The organism is Parazoarcus communis (assembly GCF_003111645.1).
Taxonomy (GTDB): Bacteria; Pseudomonadota; Gammaproteobacteria; order Burkholderiales; family Rhodocyclaceae; genus Parazoarcus; species Parazoarcus communis_A.
In genome coordinates, this window is sequence record NZ_CP022187.1 from 1,779,944 (window position 1) to 1,797,544 (window position 17,601).

A 17,601-nucleotide genomic window follows, 5' to 3' on the forward strand; every position below is an offset into this window, starting at 1 on the left:
GGCCGCCTCAGCGCAGGGCGTCGACGTCTTCAGCGCTCATGACACGCGCTTCCTCCTCAAGCATCACCGGGATGCCGTCGCGAATCGGGAAAGCGAGTCGATCACCCTTGCACACCAGCTCCTGGCTGCTCTTCAGGTAATCAAGCGGCCCCTTGCAAATCGGACAAACGAGAATCTCAAGCAGTCTGGCGTCCATTGTTCAGCTTCTCCAGGATGCGTTCGGCAGCACCCGAACCAATTGAGGCCTGCACCGGGAACTCCCAGGCATTGTCAGGCGCGAAAGGGGCGCATTTTACCGCATCCTTGCTCGTCATCAGTTTTGCTTCATCGGGCGCGAAGTCGAGATCGGCCGCGGTGAAGCGATGATGATCGGGAAAGGGGTGCTCAACCACGTCGAGGCCCATCGCACGCAGCTGATCGAAAAAGCGTTCCGGGCGCCCGATTCCGGCCAGCGCATGCACGCGCCGCCCTCGAAATACCGAGGCCTCGCAGGTGTCAGCCGGGCGGCGCAGCGAACGGAAACTGGCACCTTCGAGCGTCATGGAGGCCACTGCGACGCCGCCAATCGCCGCACTGACGGGCGGGGAAAGCGCACCGTGCGCAATCACCAGATCGACGTTGCGCAAGCGTCCGAGCGGCTCACGCAAGGGGCCGGCCGGCAGCAGGCGGCAATTGCCCAGCGTTGCCTGATCGACCACCGCGATCTCGACATCCCGCGCCAGCCGGTAATGCTGCATGCCGTCGTCGGACACGATGAGGTCGCATTCCGGGTGCGCTGCGAGCAGGCCCTGCGCCGCAGCCGGGCGATCCCGACCGACTGCGACCGGACAGCGGGTCAGCCTGGCCAGCAGCACCGGTTCGTCACCACACAGGCTTGGGTCGCTGTCCGCGCTCACCAGGCCGATACCCTCGACCGTACCGCCATAACCGCGCGACACGATTCCAGGAGACCATCCGGCCGCGCGCAACTGCCTGACCAGCCAGTCGACCGAGGGCGTCTTGCCGCTGCCGCCGACCGCGATATTGCCAACCACGATCACCGGCACCGGCAGGCGCACCGTGCGCAGCACGCCCATCCGGTACAGGGCTCGTCGCAGCGACGCCAGCAGACCGAACAGCAGGGACAAGGGAGACAGCAGCAGCGCCCGTCCTGAACGCTGCTGCCAGAAGGCCGGCGCCCGGGCTGCCATCGATGCCGCCTCAGCGCGGAGGCGTCTGGATGGCGAAAGTGATGTGGGCCAGACCGGCGCGCTGCGCAGCCTGCATCACATCGACCACACTCTGGTGGGCGGCCTTGGCATCGGCGTTGATCACCACCACCGGCTCCTTCTGTCCGCCCGGCCGGGCCTTGCCCAACGCTTCGGCAATCGCTTCGATGCCCTTGTCGGCCACCGGATTGCGATTGACGATGACGTCGCCCGCTGCCGTCACGGCGACGACGATCTCGTTGCTCACCGCTTCGTCGCCGGTGGCTTCGGCGGTCGGGAGGTTGATCTCAAGGCCGCTGGTCTGGGTGAAGGTCGTGGTCAGCATCAGGAAGATGATGATGACCAGCACCACGTCGATCAACGGGATGAGGTTGATCTCGGGTTCTTCATGGCGAACGGCACGACGAAAGTTCATGGTCGGTGCTCAGCCACGGCGCTCGCCATGGGCGACTTCAACCAGCTTGATCGCCTGCTGCTCCATATCGACCACGAAGTCATCGATCAGACGGCGAAAGTGGCGCCAGAAGATGGTCGCCGGAATGGCAATGATGAGGCCGAGACCCGTGGTGTACAGCGCAATCGAAATGCCCTTGGCCAGCTGTGCCGGATTGGCGCCGTTGACACCCTGCGAGGCAAAGATGTCGATCATGCCGACGATGGTCCCGAACAGGCCCAGCAGGGGGCTGATCGCGGCAATCGTGCCCAGCGTGGTGAGGAAGCGTTCGAGATCGTGCACCACGGCACGCCCCGACTCCTCGATCGACTCCTTCATGATCACCCGGGTGCTCGTCACATTGCGCAGGCCCGCCGCCAGCACACGGCCGAGCGGAGAATGGGCTGCAACGCGGCTCACCATCTCAGGCGAGCTGCCATGCTGACGCAGATCGGCAATGACGTTGTCGAGCAGGCCGGCGGGCACGACGCGCGCCCGGCGCAGGCTGACCGAACGTTCGATGATCAAAGCGACGGCAATCACCGACGCAAACAACAAGGGCCACATGGGCCAGCCGGCGGCCTGAATGATCGCGAACACGCGTATCAACCTCGAATCAGCAAAAGCGGAACTCTAGCCTTGCCGCGCAAGCAGGGCAAGCCGGCTCGCAGCCCAAGCAATCCACAGAAGCTGTGGATAAGTTTGTGGGGCATTTCTGAATCCTGCCCGCAATCCCGGTAACGGCGCGGCTTGTCTTACTCCGATGAAAATTTGTGCAACATCTTTTATCAACAAAAACAATGACTTAAAAATAAGCCTTTGTTTCATCAAGGACTTGCATGACGACGCCCGAAGTACTTGACAGGCTGTGGATTCCGCTACAATCCGGCCTCCGGAAACCGACCCTCACGCCCGCATGCCCGCAGAAATCCCAGCAGCACAGGTACTTGGCGTCTCGGCGCTCAACCGTCTTGCGCGTGAAACACTGGAAACCGGCATTCCCCTGCTCTGGGTTGGCGGAGAGGTTTCCAATCTGACCCGGGCCAGCTCGGGCCACATCTACTTCACCCTCAAGGATGCGCAGGCGCAGGTGCGGTGCGCAATGTGGCGCAACCGGGCCCAGCTGCTGGCGTTCCGCCCTGAAAACGGCATGAAGGTCGAGGCCCGGGCACTGGTCACGCTCTACGAGGCGCGCGGGGACTACCAGCTCAACGTCGAAGCCCTGCGTCCGGCGGGCATCGGCAACCTGTTCGAAGCCTTCAACCGGCTCAAGGACAAACTGTCGGCCGAGGGGCTGTTCGACCCCGAACGGCGTCGCCCCCTGCCGCGCTTTCCCCGCGGCATCGGCATTGTCACCTCGCCCGCCGCCGCCGCCCTGCGCGACGTCATCGCGACCTTGCAGCGGCGTTGCCCGCAATTGCCGCTGGTGCTCTATCCGGCACCGGTGCAGGGCGCTGACGCCCCCGCCCGGCTGCTCGAATCGCTGCAGCAGGCTGGCCGACGGGCCGGGTCCGACGGCATCGACCTCATCCTGCTGGTACGTGGCGGCGGCAGCATCGAAGATCTGTGGGCCTTCAACGACGAGGCCCTGGCGCGCGCGATCCGGGCCTGCCCGGTGCCTGTTGTCAGCGGCGTCGGCCATGAAACCGACTTCACCATTGCCGACTTTGCCGCCGACCTGCGCGCCGCCACTCCGACCGGTGCCGCGGAGCTCGCCAGCGCCGGTTATCACGCCGCACGCAGCGAATGCCAGACACTCGAGATGCGTCTGACACGCACCCTGCAGCGCAGGCTGGAAACCCTCGGACAGCAGCTGGACCGCTGCGCCCTGCGCCTGGTGCACCCGCGCGAGCGCCTGCGCCGGGCAGCAGAAACCGTGAACGGGCTGCGAAAGGGCCTGCAGCGCGCCATGCGCACCCAGCTGGAACGCAGCGCCCATCGCCAGGCCCAGTTCGCGGTCAGGCTGCAGAACCGGCGTCCGGACCCTGCCCACTCGAAGCAGCAGGTCGATCAACTCGGCGACCGGCTGCGACGAGCCGCCCGCGGCAGGCTTGACGCGCACAGTCATGGCATCGCCGCGCTCGCCGCCCACCTCCAGCATCTGGCGCCCGAGGCGGTGCTGGCCCGGGGCTACAGCATCACCCGCGACGCGGCCGGCAACATCCTGCGCTCGGCCACGACGGCCGGCATTGGCGACACCATTCATGTGCAACTGGCTGAGGGCGAACTGAGCGGAAAGATTACCGGCAAGCGCTGATCTGCCGGCGCGCACACCTTGCCGGCCAGTTTCCATGCTCCACGGATAGGCTTATGATCATGGCCCTCAGGATTGTCACTTCAGACCAATCCCGACTAGAATGGTCAGGCTTTGAATCATCGGCATTCCTCATTGACTGACCGATTGACGCTTCGACAATACCGACTGGAGAACTCGATGGAACATACTCTTCCCGCTCTGCCCTATGCCAAGGATGCCCTGGCTCCGCATATCTCTGCTGAAACCCTGGAGTTTCACTACGGCAAGCACCATCAGGCCTATGTCACCAACCTGAACAACCTGATCAAGGGTACCGAGTTCGAGAACCTCGACCTCGAGGCCATCGTCAAGAAGGCCCCCGCCGGTGGCATCTACAACAACTCCGCCCAGGTCTGGAACCACACCTTCTTCTGGAGCAGCATGAAGCCGAACGGCGGCGGCGAGCCGAGTGGCGCGCTGGCCGACGCAATCAAGGCCAAGTGGGGCTCGTTCGACGACTTCAAGAAGGCCTTTACCGCTTCGGCCGTGGGCAACTTCGGTTCGGGCTGGACCTGGCTGGTCAAGAAGGCTGACGGCGCAGTGGACATCGTCAACATGGGCGCCGCCGGCACCCCGCTGACCACCGGCGACAAGGCACTGCTCTGTATCGACGTGTGGGAACATGCCTACTACATCGACTACCGCAACCGTCGTCCGGACTTCGTGGCCACCTTCCTCGACAAGCTGGCCAACTGGGAATTCGCGGCGAAGAACTTCGCCTGATCCCTGCCGTCCCGCTCCCTTCGGGGAGTGCAGACTCGCAAAGCGATCCCGGCCTCCGGGGTCGCTTTTGTTTTCTCGGACGCCCGAAGCACAAGGCCATACCCTCCGATGCTTGACATCCTCTATCGCGACGATCACCTGATCGCGATCCACAAGCCCTCCGGCCTGCTGGTTCATCGCACCGGACTTGACGCGCGCGAGGAGCGCTTCGCGGTACAGTTGCTGCGCGACCAGATCGGCCGCCACGTCCATCCCGCTCACCGTCTCGACAAGGGCACGTCGGGCGTACTGCTGTTCGCACTCGATCGCGATACGGCCGCGCGTGCCGGCGCGCTGTTCGAGAATCAGCAGGTATCGAAACGCTATGTTGCTGTCGTGCGCGGTCATCCGCCCGCAGCCGACGTCATCGATCATCCGCTGGTGCGCCGTTTCGACCCCGCGGAGCGCAGGTCTGCGCGCGCAGAAACCTTGCCGCAGAGCGCCATCACCCGCTACCGCCGACTGGCCACGGCCGAACTGCCCTACCAGGTCGACCGCTACCCGAGCAGCCGCTATGCGCTGGTCGAGCTGGAACCCGAGACCGGCCGCCGCCATCAGCTGCGCCGCCACCTGAAACATGTCTCGCACCCGATCATTGGCGATGCAACATTTGGCAAGGGCCGCCACAACCGGCTGTTCCAGACCCTCTTCGGCAGCGACCGCCTGCTCCTTGCGTGCACCGGACTCGCCTTCCGCCACCCTTTGAGCAACACCCCATTGCAGATCGACTGCCCCCTGGCGCAGGACTTTACGAAGGTACTGACGGCACTCGGTTGGCATTTGCAGGCTGACGGACTTTCGGCCACGGGCGATTCATAGCAGAATGAGGGTCCGATCCGTCACCCGCCCGCAGGTCACATGAATCCGCTTCTGCAAGTTCGCGAACAGGGTCAGCAAATCTGGCTCGACAACCTCTCCCGCACGCTGCTCAATGAAGGGCATCTGGCACGCTTCATAGCCGAGGATGGCGTCGCTGGCGTGACGACCAACCCGGCAATCTTTTACAAGGCCATTGCCGGCGGACGATACTACGAAGACGATCTGGCGGCGCTCAAGCGCCAGCCCATCGGTGCCGAAGCGCGCTATGAACAGCTGGTGATCCCCGACGTGCAGCGCGCCTGTGACCTGCTGCTGCCACTGCACCACGAATCGCACGGCAATAAGGGCTATGTGAGCCTGGAGGTGTCACCCGACCTGGCCGACGACGCCGCAGGCACCCTGGAAGCCGGCCTGCGGCTCAAGGCTGCGGTCGATCGTCCCAACCTCCTGATCAAGGTTCCCGCAAGCGCTGCAGGACTGAAAGCGATCGAACAGCTCATCGGCGCCGGCGTCAGCGTCAACGTCACCCTGATGTTCTCGCTCGCCCATGTCGATGCGGTCGCCGCCGCCTATGTGCGTGGCCTCGAACGTCTGCGGGCCGCGGGCGGAGACGTTTCCAGCGTGATGTCGGTGGCGAGCCTGTTCCTGTCGCGGGTCGATACCCTGGTCGACAAGCAGTTGGAAGAACTCGGCGGCGAGGCGCTTGCACTCCGCGGCAAGGCTGCGGTCGCCACTGCACGCCTCGCCTACCAGCACTACCGCGCGCGCTTTCACGGTCCCGACTTTGCCGCCCTGCAGGCGGCGGGCGCCCGCCCGCAGTTCATGCTGTGGGCCAGCACCGGTACCAAGAACCCCGACTACAGCGACCTGCTGTACGTTGAGCCTCTTATTGGGCCGGAAACAGTGAATACCCTGCCTGACGCAACGCTTGACGCGCTGCGCGACCATGGCAGGGTCGGCAATACGCTGGAGCAGGACGTCGGCCTCGCGCAGGCGGCCATGGATGGCCTTGCGGCCCTCTCGATCGACATGGATGCAGTCGGTGAAAAGCTGCAGGCGGACGGCCTGCACCAGTTCGAGGAAGCGTTCTCAAAGCTGCTTGAATTGACTGCAGACTGAAGCCTGAAGCGGCGACTGCCGCTTCAGGCACTGCGCGCCGCACGGCAGCTCACGCTGGCCGCGGCGCGCAGCAGGCGGGTCAGGCCGCCGCCAGCTGCGGCAGGAGCTTCTTCACCAGCGCCGAGCGTGCCACACCGCGCTGATCGCCAGCCGCGCCCAGCACTTCCTTCATGTCGAGAATGAGGACGATCTGTCCGTTGGACAGGGTCGTCACACCGGCTACACCCTTGGGCCGGAAGTCATCGAGCGACTTGATCACGGCATCCTCGCGACCGGCAAAACTGTCGATGGCCAGAATGAACGACAGCTCGGCGGTCTGCATCAGCACGCCGTACTCCGGCGGGCGCTCCTGCTCCCAGCCCAGCAGGCCGGCAAGTGGCAGAATGGGCAGCACTTCGCCCCGCACCACCATCGTCGCCCTGCCCCCCACCTCCTGCACCTGGTCGAGCTCGATCGGCAGGATCTCGCGCACCATCGACAGCGGCACGGCAAACGGCTGTTCCCCGAGCCTGACCAGCAACACGGGCAGGATCGCCAGCGTCAGCGGCAGGCTGATGATGAAGGTCGTGCCCTTGCCCTGGGTCGAGCGGATGTCGATCGATCCGTTGAGCTTCTGGATGTTGGTTCGCACCACGTCCATTCCGACGCCGCGGCCGGATACGTCCGACACCTTGGCCGCAAGCGAGAATCCGGGCAGGAAGATGAGGTTGAAGCTCTGCCGCTCATCCATCGTATTGGCCTCCTCATCGGTGATGAGGCCTTTCTGCAAGGCCTTGGCCCGCAGCTTCTCGGCGTTCATGCCGCGACCATCGTCAGCGATCAGGATCACGATGTGATCGCCCTCCTGGCGCGCTTCGAGACGGACTTCGGACTTCTCCGGCTTGCCATTGGCCCGGCGTTCGACGCCGTCTTCGACACCATGATCGACCGCATTGCGAATGAGGTGGATGATCGGATCGGACAAGTCCTCGATCATGGTCTTGTCGATCTCGGTTTCCTCGCCGGCAAGCACGAGCTCCACATCCTTGCCGAGATTGCGCGCAAGGTCGCGCGCAATGCGCGGATATTTCTGGAACAGCCGACCGATCGGCTGCATGCGTGTTTTCATCACCGCGTTCTGCAGATCCGAAACCAGCAGGTCGAGCTGGCTCACCGCCAGGTCGAGCGCATGCAGGGTCTCGGTATCGTTGCGTCCGCTCAGGATGTCGCTGCGCAGCGCATTGAGCCGGTTCTTGGTCAGCCCGATTTCGCCCGACAGGTTCAGCACCTGGTCGAGGCGCGAGGTATCGACGCGGATCGAGTTGTCGCGCTGACGCTCGCCCTCGCGCCGCCCTGCCGGTGCGGAAGCACCTGGCCGGTCGCTCGCACGGCGTCCGACCGCACGCGTGATGACCTCTTCCGGGTCCTCCAGGGGCTGCGCAGGAATGAGCTTCGCGGCTTCCGCAGCAGGATCGGCAGCACCCTTCGGCACCACCGCGACGGCGTTGTAGAGGAGCTTCCAGTCAGGCTCGTGCGCGCTGCCGGGGTTCTCGCCCCCACCTTCGCCACCACTCTTTCTGGTCGACGCCGGCTCGACCGCCGGCACGGCCTCACCGGCAATGGCGAGTTTCAGCGCGGCAATCAGGGCCGGATCGGCTGCGGGCGGCTGGCCACCATGCTCGAGATGATTGAACATCTCGCGCACTGCGCCGGTCGCCTCGAGGATGACGTCCATCATCTCCGAGCTGACCGCGAGTTCGCCGTTGCGCAGCTTGTCGAACAGGTTCTCGGTGAGGTGGCACAGGGTCACCAGCTCGGTGGCGTTGAGAAAACCGGCGCCACCCTTGATGGTATGAAACCCGCGAAAAATATCGTTGAGCAGGTTCCGGTCGTCAGGGAAGCGCTCCAGATCGACCAGTTTGTTGTCGACACCCGACAACAGGTCTCCGGCTTCGACCAGGAAGTCCTGCAACAGATCTTCCATTCCGGCAAAGTCACTCATCGCTCTATCGCTCCCATTCACGTTCGGGCCGCCGGGTCAGAATGCCCGTGCGGCCGGCGTGCAGATCAGAAACCCAGGCTCTCGAGGAGGTCATCGACCTGCCCCTGGCTGGTCACCACGTCATCGCGGCCTTCGCTGCTTACCACCGGGCCATTCATCAGCCCGGCATTCTTTTCGTTGCGCTTCTCGGCGGGCGCAACCTCGAGCAGAACCTCGAGCAGTTGCGACTCCAGGGTCTGCGCCATGTCGACCACTTTCTTGATGACCTGGCCGGTGAGATCCTGGAAATCCTGCGCCATCATGATCTCAAGCAGCTGCGCATTCGTGGCGCGGCTGCCGTCGCTGACGGCGGACAGAAAGCCCCGGGTCTCGCCCGCCAACGCCTTGAACTCTTCGACCGAGAGTTCGTTCGCGTACAGTCGGTCCCACCTCGCGCGCAGTGCATCGGCATCGCTTTCGAGCTTGTCCTGAATCGGCTTGGCCACATCGGTAGCGTTCAGCACCCTGCTCGCCGCCTGTTCGGTCATCTGCGCGATGTAGGTCAGGCGCTGACGTGCATCGGGCATCGCCTGCGCGACCTCCTGCAGGGCAGAATCGAATCCGAGCTCGAGGAGCGAGTCGTGCACCTTGCGCGTCATCTGACCGATGCGATTGAAGACAGCTTCCGGGGCCGCTGCATCCTGCTCTGCGGCGGCAGGCGCCGGCTCCGGTAATTGCACGTCGGGCTCAGCACCCGCGGATACGTCGAATTCGGCGGCAACGGAGTCGAACAGCGCCTGCAGTTCGTCGTTGTCGTCCGTCTCGGGGGCTGCTGCCGGTGCGGGCACTGGACGCTGGAGTACGGGTTCGGGCTCGGCCTGGGTCGACGCGATGCTGTCGAACAGGGCCTGCAGTTCATCCGAATCACTCGCTTCGTCAAATTTCATCCGCTTCGCCATTTCCTGGCTCCCTATCTGGTTCGTGCTGCCCGTCAGGCAGCTGCACTCTTGCCGAGCTTCTCGAAGATTTTCTCCAGCTTCTCGGACATGGTCGCAGCAGTGAAAGGCTTGACGATGTAGCCGTTGGCTCCGGCCTGCGCGGCTGCGATGATGTTTTCCTTCTTGGCTTCGGCCGTGATCATCAGCACCGGAAGATGCTTCAGTTGCGGCGTTCGGCGGATGGTCTGCAACAGGGTCAGGCCATCCATGTTGGGCATGTTCCAGTCGGTCACGACGAAATCGAAGGGGGAGGCGCTGAGCTTTTGCAGTGCAGCCACGCCATCTTCAGCCTCGTCGACATTGGTGTAACCCAACTCCTTGAGCAGGTTGCGCACGATGCGGCGCATGGTCGAGAAATCATCCACGACCAGAAATTTCAGTTTTGGGTCAGCCATCTCATTCTCCGTTGTGCCCGTTCACGATCAAGCCTGGCGTGCGCGCTGGAGCAGCGGCCGCAAGGTCTCGGCGAGAACATCAGCGTCGAATTTTGCCACGTATGAATCCACACCGACCCTTTTCCCCATCGCCCGATTCGCTTCCGATGACAGGGAGGAGTGCATCACGACAGGAATTCCGTCGAAGCGGCCGTCGTTCTTGATATTGCGTGTCAGCACATAACCGTCCATTTCGGGCATCTCCGCATCGACCATGATGAGATCGATCTCATCACCGACGTGATGCCCCATCTGCTGGGCGTGCGCTGCCATGCCTTCCAGCCGCGTCCACGCCTCGAGCCCGTTCTGCGCATGCTTGTGGCGGACACCCAGCTTGTCGAGCACCTCGGCGATCTTGCGCCGCGCAACAGCGGAGTCATCCACGAAGAACACGTTCACGTCATCGCCACCATGCAGCGGACTGATGTTGCCGACAATCGCCTCACCGAAGGTATTGGCCAGAATGGTCTCGACATCGAGGATCGACACCAGCTTGCCATCGGCCAGCTCCGTGATCGCAGTGATGTAGTTCTGACTGTTCGACGACACGTTGTCAGGCGTACGCACCTTGTCCCATTCGACGCGGATGATGCGGTCGACCTCCTTCACCAGAAAGCCGAGGGTGCGCTTGCTGTACTCGGTCACCATCATCGAGCCGCCGAGGGCATCGCCGGGCGCACTCAGGCCGAGGATCTTGGCCAGGGACAGCACCGGAATGACGTTGCCACGCAGGGAGATCAGCCCCTCCACACCGCGCGGCATGTTGGGTGCCTTGGTGATGAAGGGCGTCTTGGACACCTCGCGCACCTTGAACACGTTGATCCCGAAGGTCTCGCTGGTACCGAGCGAAAACAGCAGGATCTCCATGCGGTTCGAGCCGGCCAGCATGGTGCGGCCGTCTACCGAATCGAGCAGGGCGGTATCTTCTTTCTGGTCGAGACTCAACATTGATTCACCTCACTTCCTGACCGGCGCCACGTTGCGGCTGATCAGGCGACGCAGCGTCTGCGACAGGCGCTGCGGTTCGAATTTGGGAACGTATTCATCCACACCGACCGACTTGCCAAGCTGCTGGTTCGACATGCCCGACAGTGAGGAATGCATTACCACCGGCACGCCCTCGAAACGCGGGTCGCCCTTGATGTTGCGGGTCAGGATATATCCGTCCATCTCGGGCATTTCGACATCGGTCAGCACCAGGCTCAGTGTATCGCTCACCTTCCGCCCGGCAGCTTCGGCCTGCGCAGCCATCAGTTTGAGCTCTTCCCACGCACGACGCCCGTTTACGGCCGAGATGTACTTCACACCGAGCACATCGAGCGTCTGGCAGATCTGCTTGCGCGCCACCGACGAATCGTCGGCGAACAGCACCAGATGTTCGCCGCCATTGTCGATTGGTGCGATGTCCTTGAACATGTGGCTGTCGTCGTAGCGGGTCGTCTCCGACAGCACCTTTTCGACATCGAGCAGCATCACCAGGCGGTTCTCCGGCAATTCGGTGACGGCGGTGACCAGGCCGCCCATGTTGGCGGTCAGCATGTCGGGCGGCACCCGCATCTGCGACCAGTCCAGGCGCAGAATGGTGTCGACCGCTTCGACCAGGAAGCCTTGGGTGTGGCCGTTGTACTCGGTTACGATCATGATGTCGCGCGGCGTGTCGGCCCCCACGCCAACGTAGCGTGCCAGATCAACCACCGGCACAAGTGCGCCGCGCAGGCTGACCATGCCCACGACCGATGCGGGCATCTCCGGCGCGGCAGTGATGGCCGGCGTACGCATGACCTCACGCACCTTGAAAACGTTGATGCCGAAAGTCTCGCGCCGGCCTGTGTTTTGATCAGTACCCAGCGTAAACAGCAGGATCTCCAGCTTGTTGGTCCCCGCAAGGCGGGTACGGGCATCGATATTCTTCAGTAACTCGGACATTTCGTTCTCCGCACGCTTGCGGCTGCTGGCCCGGTCAACGCGACCGGTAGCGCTGTTGTGTAGTGTATCGACCCGAAGGGATCAGACTTTAGCAAGAGGCCGACATTGTGCCCCGGACACCGGGGCAAGTGCAGCCTTCAAGCCTGATAGCCCATGCGAAATCCGCCCCACTGGCGGCCATTAACATACACCGGCGCCGAGATGTCGTGCATGATCTCGCCAGTATCGCGGCGATAGGTCTGGATCAGGAACTGCAGTTCATGCGCGCCACAGCGCTTGCCCACCGGATCGTCAAAGATTCGCTTGCTGCGGTTGCCGACGAAGTCCTTGTCGTAGTCCCCGGTCAGGGGCTGGGAAAAACGCGTGTTATGGGTTGGAACGTAGCCACGCCTGTCGCAGCCGATGGCGTAGATGATTTCACCGTGCTTCTGCAGGATCGCCTCCTGAACGCGGGGAAACAGCTTGTCGGTGAATGCATCGAAACGCGTCGTGTATTTCTGCGGCCGGGTATTGGGAATGGGCTGGGAGGCCTGGTCGAACAGGGCGTCGGCCGTGATCTGCCCTGCCGCAATCGCCTGCTCCATGAGCCGCCCGAGTTCGCGCGCGGCCTGCTGAACGATCGCGGGCATCATCTTGTGGGTGGCCATGGCCTTCTCGCCTTCGGCACCGAGACGGAACACGTTGCTGATCTCGTGCAGGTTGAGCGCCAGGCTGTCGAGCTCGTGCGCCTCGTCGAGCGTCTTCGCCGCACCGTCGGCATTGCGCTCGACCATGCTCATGATCTGGCGGACGTTTCCGACCACCTTGTCGGCCTCATCCCCCTGCCGGGAGATGGACTGCGCGATTTCATCCACCCGCTCCATGGTCTGCTGAGCGCCACGATTGATCTGCTCAAGGGAACTGGCCGCCTGACGCGCAAGCTCGGCGCCGGCGCGGGCCTGCTCGCTGCCCTGCTTGATGGAAACAATTGCTGCCCCGGTTTCCGTCTGGATGGCGGCGATCATCGTGCCGATCTCACTCGTGGCAGCAGACGTCCGCTCCGCCAGTTTTCTCACCTCGTCGGCGACCACCGCAAAACCCCGGCCCTGCTCGCCAGCACGCGCAGCCTCGATCGCCGCATTGAGGGCGAGCAAATTGGTCTGATCGGCAATCTCGCGGATCACCTTCACGATGCCGCTGATGGCCTGCGAGCGTTCGCCAAGCGCCGAGATCACCTGTGCGGACTGCTCCACCGAGCGGGCAATCAGGTCGATCTCGGAAGAGGCGCTGGACACCACCCGTGCGCCCTCGATCGACAACTCCCGTGCCTCCTGCGCATTCCGGGCCGTTTGCGACGCATGACCGGCGATCGCATTCACGCCGGTCGTCATCTCCTCGACTGCCTGCGCCATCTGTTCCGACGCACTGCGTTGCGACGTCGATCCCTCGGCCACGCCGGCAGCGAGCGACGACAGCGTTTCGGCCTTTTCCGCCACACGCTGGGCGTCGTAGATCACCTTGCCGACGATGCCCTGAAAGCTCGCAATAAGGCGGTTGTAGTGCTCGATGCAGTCGGACAGGGGTCCGGTCGTCGTCGCCGCACGCCGCGACAGATCGCCATCCTCGTAGGTTTTCCGCAGCGTCGCGGCAAAGTCACCGAGCGGCGAGCCGAAACGCAGCTTCAGCAGCATGGCGGCAAGCGCAGCGACCGCAACACCGACAAGCGCATGTGCAGTCATCGCAATCCACGCCGGCGCCGGGTCGATCGCGGCAACAATGCCGCCTCCGAGGCCTGCCAGCAGGCCCAGCATGATGCAAACCGACCACATCCTCATCTCCCTCTCCTCTCGCGCTCACTGCCGCATATCTCATCACAGGCCGCGCGCTTGCGGCGCAGCTTCAATGTCTTCAGCTATCGGCGCGGACCCAGCACTTCTTTAGCCCTGATCCGCAACATGACCGGAAATAGCGCTCAGGTGCCCGCGCCCTGGGCCGCAAGCCGCACCTGAATACGCCCTGCGATGTCGGTCAGACTGACGATTTCGCGCGCAGCGCCCAGCAGCGCTGCTTCGCGTGGCATGCCGTACACCACACAGGAAGCCTCATCCTGCGCGATCGTCCACGCCCCGCCCTGGGACATGCGCAGCAGGCCCGCCGCACCATCCCGCCCCATGCCGGTCAGCAGCACGCCGACGGCAGCGCGTCCAAGCACCGCTGCCGCCGAGTGAAAAAGCACATCAACCGAAGGCCGGTGCCGATTGACCGGATCGGACTTCGCCAGCTCACACTGAAAACCCGCCCCCCCGCGACGAATGCTCAGGTGCGAATGACCGGGCGCAATGTAGACGGTTCCGGGCTCGACACGCTCGCCGTGCTCGGCCTCCTTGACCCGCAGCGCACACAAGCCGTCGAGCCGGCGCGCAAAGGAGCCGGTAAACATCTCCGGCATGTGCTGGACGATCATGATCGCGGGCATGCTCGCAGGCAGCCCCGTAAGCACTTCGCGGATCGCCTCGGTGCCACCGGTCGAGGCGCCGATGAAGACGATGCTGCCACCCGCTGTTGCGCCGAAAAAGTGACTCACGCCGGCACCTCAGCGCAAGGGCGAGTCGAGCCGCACGTACACCGTGCGCCCGCGCGAACGCACGAGGTCTGCGGCGTGCATGAAACTCTCCGAGTGCCCGGCATACAACTGTCCGTCGGGGCGCAGCAGCGGAACGATGCGCTTGAGAATGCCGTACTGGGTGGGCTTGTCGAAGTAGATCATCACGTTGCGGCAGAAGATCGCATCCAGCGGTCCCTGCACCGGCCACATGGGGTCCAGCAGGTTGATGCGGCGAAAGCTGACCAGGCGGCGCAGCTCCGGGCGGATCTCGAACGTCCCGGCGTCAGCGCCACTGCGCGGGGTGAAGAACCGGCTCTTGCGCGCGTCGGACAGGCGATCGATACGATCCTGCCGGTAGATGCCCGCCTCTCCGTGCGCCAGTACCGAGGTGTCGATATCGCTGGCAAGGATCTGCACCGGCGGCGTGAGGGAGTTGAACGCCTCGCACGCTGTCATCGCCAGCGAATACGGTTCTTCCCCGGTCGAGGCTGCGTTGCACCAGATCCGGATCGTCCGCTTCTCGCCGACCTGGCGGAGCTGATCGGCGAGGATGTCGAAGTGGTGGGCTTCACGAAAGAAGGAGGTGAGGTTGGTGGTCAAGGAGTTGACGAAGGTCTCCCACTCCGCCCGGTCGCGTTCGAGTCTGGCCAGATACTGCGCAAACGTGCGATCGCCGCAACTGCGCAGACGGCGCGCGAGGCGGCTGTAGACCATGTCCTGCTTGGCCGACGACAGCGCAATGCCCGCGTGCTGATGGATCAGGGTACGGATGCGCTCGAAATCGGCCGACGTAAACTCGAACTCGCGATCGCGCGCAGCCAGGCCGGGCGCAGAGGCGGCAGGCGGGAACAGCGCGCGCCGAGGCGCATCCGGTGCGGAGCCTGCTGGCGACAAGGACCGCCGCGGCGGAGGATCGAAAACCATGCATGCACCTCTTCAAGTGCGCGCAATGAACGCACACACGGCGCTCAATGCCGCTGTTTCTTATCGTCCCAGTGCCGGGCGGATATTCGGGATGATTCCCTGCGCAGCCGATCCACTGCTGCCGTCGCGCGTCAGCGTCGCAGGATCGAGCGGCGCTGACGCGCTGACATCGAGGTTGCCACCCTCGCCGCGAATGGCGGCTTCGGTGCGCTTGTTGAGTACGATGATGCTGATGCGGCGGTTGATCGGATCGAGCGGGTCTTCCTTTCGGAGCGGAATGGTGTCGGCAAGCCCCACCACACGCACCACCTTGGCCACCTCGAGGCCACCGCTGACGAGTTCGCGGCGCGAAGCATTCGCTCGGTTGCTGGACAGTTCCCAGTTGGAGAAGCCGCGATCGCCGCCAGCATAGCGCGCCGAGTCGGTATGACCCGAGAGGCTGATGCGATTGTCCACGTCATTGAGCGCACGCCCGATCGAACGCAGCAGGTCGCGCGTATAGGGCTGAAGGTTGGCACTTGCGGAGGTAAACATCGGCCGGTTCTGTTCGTCCACCAGCTGGATGCGCAGCCCCTCCGAGGTGATGTCCATCAGGATCTGCTCCTTGAACTGCCGGAGCTGGGGGTCGGCCTCGATGATGGCTTCGATGCGCCCCTTGAGATCGACCAGCCGGGCGCGCTCGCGACGCAGCTCCGCCTCTTCGGCACCGCCATCGGCAGGATCGGACGGGGTCCGGTCGCGCGCAGCGTCAACGTTGATGGCACGGGTGCTCGGCGTATCGCCACGCTTGACCTGCCCCACCTTGCGCGACAGATCCTCGCCACCGCCCTTGATGATGCTCGAGCTGTCTCCCGAGCCCTCGCCGCCAGCCATCGCCAGCTTGAGCGGATTCTGGAAGTGATCGGCGATGCCTTCCAGGTCGCCCTGCGCGGTCGAGCCGAGCAGCCACATCAGCAGGAAGAACGCCATCATTGCGGTCACGAAGTCGGCATACGCAATCTTCCAGGCACCGCCGTGCGCGCCACCGCCGCCCTTCTTGATGCGCTTGACGATGATTGGTTGCTGGCTTTCGTCGCTCACGACTCCACCCCGACCGGAACCGGATCAGAACGCACCAGCACGAAGCCTGTTTCCGCCATGCCCTGCCTCAGCCCTTGCGGTTCTTGATTTCTTCTTCGAGTTCGGTAAAGGTCGGCCGATCGGAGGCGTACAGCACCTTGCGTCCGAACTCGACCGCCACCTGCGGTGCATAGCCGTTCATGCTCGCCAGCAGCACCACCTTCATCACCTGGTAGATCTTTCCACCCTCTTCGACCTTCTGCTCGATCTGGCTCGCAAGCGGGGCCACGAAACCGTAGGACACGAGAATACCGAGGAAGGTACCGACCAGCGCGCCGCCGATCATCTTGCCCAGCACCGCCGGCGGCTCACCCACCGAGCCCATCACGTTCACCACGCCCATCACCGCCACCACGATACCGAAGGCCGGCACCGAATCGGCGACCTTGGACACGATATGGGGCGCCACATGCGCTTCCTGGTGATGGGTCTCGATCTCCATGTCCATCAGGTTCTCGATCTCGAACGCATTCAGGTTGCCGCCCACCATCATGCGCAGGTAGTCGCACAGGAACTCGACCACATGGTGGTCCGATGTCACGCTCGGATACTTCGAAAAGATCGGGCTCGAATCCGGGTTCTCGATGTCGTTCTCGATCGACATCAGGCCTTCCTTGCGCACCTTGGCCAGGATCTCGAACAGCATCGCCAGCAAATCGACGTAAAGCGCGCGATTGTACTTTGAGCCCTTGACCGCCATGCTCAGCGAGCCCAGCGTGGCCTTGAGTGCCTTCGGCCCGTTTCCGGCCACGAAGCCGCCGATCATCAGGCCGAAAATGGCGATGTACTCAAGAGGCACCCACAGTGCGAGCAGGCTGCCGTGCACCGCATAGGTGCCGATCGACGCGGCGAGAATGATGACGTAGCCGATGATCAGAAACACTGCTTACTCCAGGCTGGAAGCACGGGTCGGTTGGGAATGCAAAATTGTAACGGCCCGCAGAGTAAAAACTTGAACTCCGGGTACGAAAAAAAGGCTGCCTCCGGATCAGGCAGCCTTTCTGTTGAAAACGGCAGCG

At 63.5% G+C, this 17,601-nt stretch carries 18 protein-coding genes; 4 read left to right on the top strand and 14 right to left on the bottom strand.

The genetic code is table 11. The annotated features are described in order from the left end of the window. Positions 1–7: 7 nt before the first annotated feature. Genes CEW83_RS08090 through CEW83_RS08105 form a run of 4 tightly spaced genes read right to left on the bottom strand, consistent with a single transcriptional unit; the run spans position 8 to position 2,241 of the window. Positions 8–196, bottom strand: a complete 189-nt coding sequence (locus CEW83_RS08090) for a Trm112 family protein (RefSeq protein ID WP_108948884.1) — start codon at positions 194–196, stop codon at positions 8–10. After that, complete coding sequence (lpxK, locus tag CEW83_RS08095) at positions 177–1,190, bottom strand: tetraacyldisaccharide 4'-kinase (protein ID WP_108948885.1); 1,014 nt, start codon at positions 1,188–1,190, stop codon at positions 177–179. The genes CEW83_RS08090 and lpxK overlap by 20 nt, the downstream gene beginning before the upstream one ends. A 10-nt stretch (positions 1,191–1,200) precedes the next feature. Beyond that, a complete protein-coding gene (locus tag CEW83_RS08100) occupies positions 1,201–1,623 on the bottom strand; it encodes an ExbD/TolR family protein (protein WP_108948886.1) in 423 nt (140 codons plus the stop codon). 9 nt (positions 1,624–1,632) lie between these two features. Then, on the bottom strand, positions 1,633–2,241 hold the full coding sequence (locus CEW83_RS08105) for a MotA/TolQ/ExbB proton channel family protein (RefSeq protein WP_108948887.1): 609 nt from the start codon (positions 2,239–2,241) through the stop codon (positions 1,633–1,635). 316 nt (positions 2,242–2,557) lie between these two features. Here CEW83_RS08105 and xseA point away from each other — a divergent pair, with 316 nt between their 5' ends. The 4 genes from xseA (at position 2,558) to tal (ending at position 6,637) form a co-directional block, all read left to right on the top strand. Next, the gene (xseA, locus tag CEW83_RS08110) at positions 2,558–3,898 is read left to right on the top strand and encodes an exodeoxyribonuclease VII large subunit (protein ID WP_108948888.1); all 1,341 of its coding nucleotides are present in this window, start codon (positions 2,558–2,560) and stop codon (positions 3,896–3,898) included. Positions 3,899–4,075: 177 nt separating this feature from the next. Then, positions 4,076–4,660 (top strand): superoxide dismutase, encoded by a 585-nt coding sequence (locus CEW83_RS08115; protein ID WP_108948889.1) that lies wholly within the window; start codon positions 4,076–4,078, stop codon positions 4,658–4,660. A gap of 108 nt (positions 4,661–4,768) precedes the next feature. Next, complete coding sequence (locus tag CEW83_RS08120) at positions 4,769–5,518, top strand: pseudouridine synthase (protein ID WP_108948890.1); 750 nt, start codon at positions 4,769–4,771, stop codon at positions 5,516–5,518. A gap of 39 nt (positions 5,519–5,557) precedes the next feature. Then, complete coding sequence (gene tal, locus CEW83_RS08125; protein ID WP_108948891.1) at positions 5,558–6,637, top strand: transaldolase; 1,080 nt, start codon at positions 5,558–5,560, stop codon at positions 6,635–6,637. 79 nt (positions 6,638–6,716) lie between these two features. Here the strand turns inward: tal and CEW83_RS08130 are convergent, their stop codons facing one another. The 10 genes from CEW83_RS08130 to motA all read right to left on the bottom strand — a co-directional run bounded on the left by CEW83_RS08130 (position 6,717) and on the right by motA (position 17,465). Then, entirely contained in the window at positions 6,717–8,618 is a 1,902-nt protein-coding gene (locus CEW83_RS08130) for a chemotaxis protein CheA (RefSeq protein ID WP_199915241.1), read from the bottom strand. A 65-nt stretch (positions 8,619–8,683) separates the two neighbouring features. After that, a complete protein-coding gene (gene cheZ, locus CEW83_RS08135; protein WP_108948893.1) occupies positions 8,684–9,556 on the bottom strand; it encodes a protein phosphatase CheZ in 873 nt (290 codons plus the stop codon). 32 nt (positions 9,557–9,588) lie between these two features. Then, entirely contained in the window at positions 9,589–9,990 is a 402-nt protein-coding gene (gene cheY / locus CEW83_RS08140; protein ID WP_108948894.1) for a chemotaxis response regulator CheY, read from the bottom strand. A 27-nt stretch (positions 9,991–10,017) separates the two neighbouring features. Next, positions 10,018–10,977 carry a chemotaxis protein gene (locus CEW83_RS08145; protein WP_108948895.1) on the bottom strand — a complete coding sequence of 320 codons (960 nt, stop codon included), beginning with the start codon at positions 10,975–10,977 and terminating at the stop codon, positions 10,018–10,020. A gap of 9 nt (positions 10,978–10,986) precedes the next feature. Continuing rightward, a complete protein-coding gene (locus CEW83_RS08150; protein ID WP_108948896.1) occupies positions 10,987–11,955 on the bottom strand; it encodes a chemotaxis protein in 969 nt (322 codons plus the stop codon). Between the two features lie 137 nt (positions 11,956–12,092). Further along, entirely contained in the window at positions 12,093–13,769 is a 1,677-nt protein-coding gene (locus tag CEW83_RS08155) for a methyl-accepting chemotaxis protein (protein WP_108948897.1), read from the bottom strand. A 137-nt stretch (positions 13,770–13,906) separates the two neighbouring features. Further along, positions 13,907–14,518 carry a chemotaxis protein CheB gene (locus CEW83_RS08160; protein ID WP_234419023.1) on the bottom strand — a complete coding sequence of 204 codons (612 nt, stop codon included), beginning with the start codon at positions 14,516–14,518 and terminating at the stop codon, positions 13,907–13,909. Positions 14,519–14,527: 9 nt separating this feature from the next. Then, on the bottom strand, positions 14,528–15,463 hold the full coding sequence (locus tag CEW83_RS08165) for a CheR family methyltransferase (protein WP_108948898.1): 936 nt from the start codon (positions 15,461–15,463) through the stop codon (positions 14,528–14,530). A 60-nt stretch (positions 15,464–15,523) separates the two neighbouring features. Continuing rightward, positions 15,524–16,543, bottom strand: a complete 1,020-nt coding sequence (motB, locus tag CEW83_RS08170; protein ID WP_108948899.1) for a flagellar motor protein MotB — start codon at positions 16,541–16,543, stop codon at positions 15,524–15,526. Between the two features lie 67 nt (positions 16,544–16,610). Then, positions 16,611–17,465: a flagellar motor stator protein MotA gene (gene motA, locus CEW83_RS08175; protein ID WP_108948900.1), complete on the bottom strand. Its 855-nt coding sequence runs from the start codon at positions 17,463–17,465 to the stop codon at positions 16,611–16,613. Positions 17,466–17,601 lie beyond the last annotated feature (136 nt).

Coding starts and splice junctions, on each gene's coding strand:
- CEW83_RS08130 (WP_199915241.1), bottom strand. CDS start 8,618: ATGAGTGACTTTGCCGGAATGGAAGATCTGTTGCAGGACTTCCTGGTC.
- CEW83_RS08150 (WP_108948896.1), bottom strand. CDS start 11,955: ATGTCCGAGTTACTGAAGAATATCGATGCCCGTACCCGCCTTGCGGGG.
- CEW83_RS08165 (WP_108948898.1), bottom strand. CDS start 15,463: ATGGTTTTCGATCCTCCGCCGCGGCGGTCCTTGTCGCCAGCAGGCTCC.
- CEW83_RS08120 (WP_108948890.1), top strand. CDS start 4,769: ATGCTTGACATCCTCTATCGCGACGATCACCTGATCGCGATCCACAAG.
- CEW83_RS08090 (WP_108948884.1), bottom strand. CDS start 196: ATGGACGCCAGACTGCTTGAGATTCTCGTTTGTCCGATTTGCAAGGGG.
- xseA (WP_108948888.1), top strand. CDS start 2,558: ATGCCCGCAGAAATCCCAGCAGCACAGGTACTTGGCGTCTCGGCGCTC.
- cheY (WP_108948894.1), bottom strand. CDS start 9,990: ATGGCTGACCCAAAACTGAAATTTCTGGTCGTGGATGATTTCTCGACC.
- lpxK (WP_108948885.1), bottom strand. CDS start 1,190: ATGGCAGCCCGGGCGCCGGCCTTCTGGCAGCAGCGTTCAGGACGGGCG.
- CEW83_RS08115 (WP_108948889.1), top strand. CDS start 4,076: ATGGAACATACTCTTCCCGCTCTGCCCTATGCCAAGGATGCCCTGGCT.
- CEW83_RS08155 (WP_108948897.1), bottom strand. CDS start 13,769: ATGAGGATGTGGTCGGTTTGCATCATGCTGGGCCTGCTGGCAGGCCTC.
- tal (WP_108948891.1), top strand. CDS start 5,558: ATGAATCCGCTTCTGCAAGTTCGCGAACAGGGTCAGCAAATCTGGCTC.
- CEW83_RS08100 (WP_108948886.1), bottom strand. CDS start 1,623: ATGAACTTTCGTCGTGCCGTTCGCCATGAAGAACCCGAGATCAACCTC.
- CEW83_RS08145 (WP_108948895.1), bottom strand. CDS start 10,977: ATGTTGAGTCTCGACCAGAAAGAAGATACCGCCCTGCTCGATTCGGTA.
- cheZ (WP_108948893.1), bottom strand. CDS start 9,556: ATGGCGAAGCGGATGAAATTTGACGAAGCGAGTGATTCGGATGAACTG.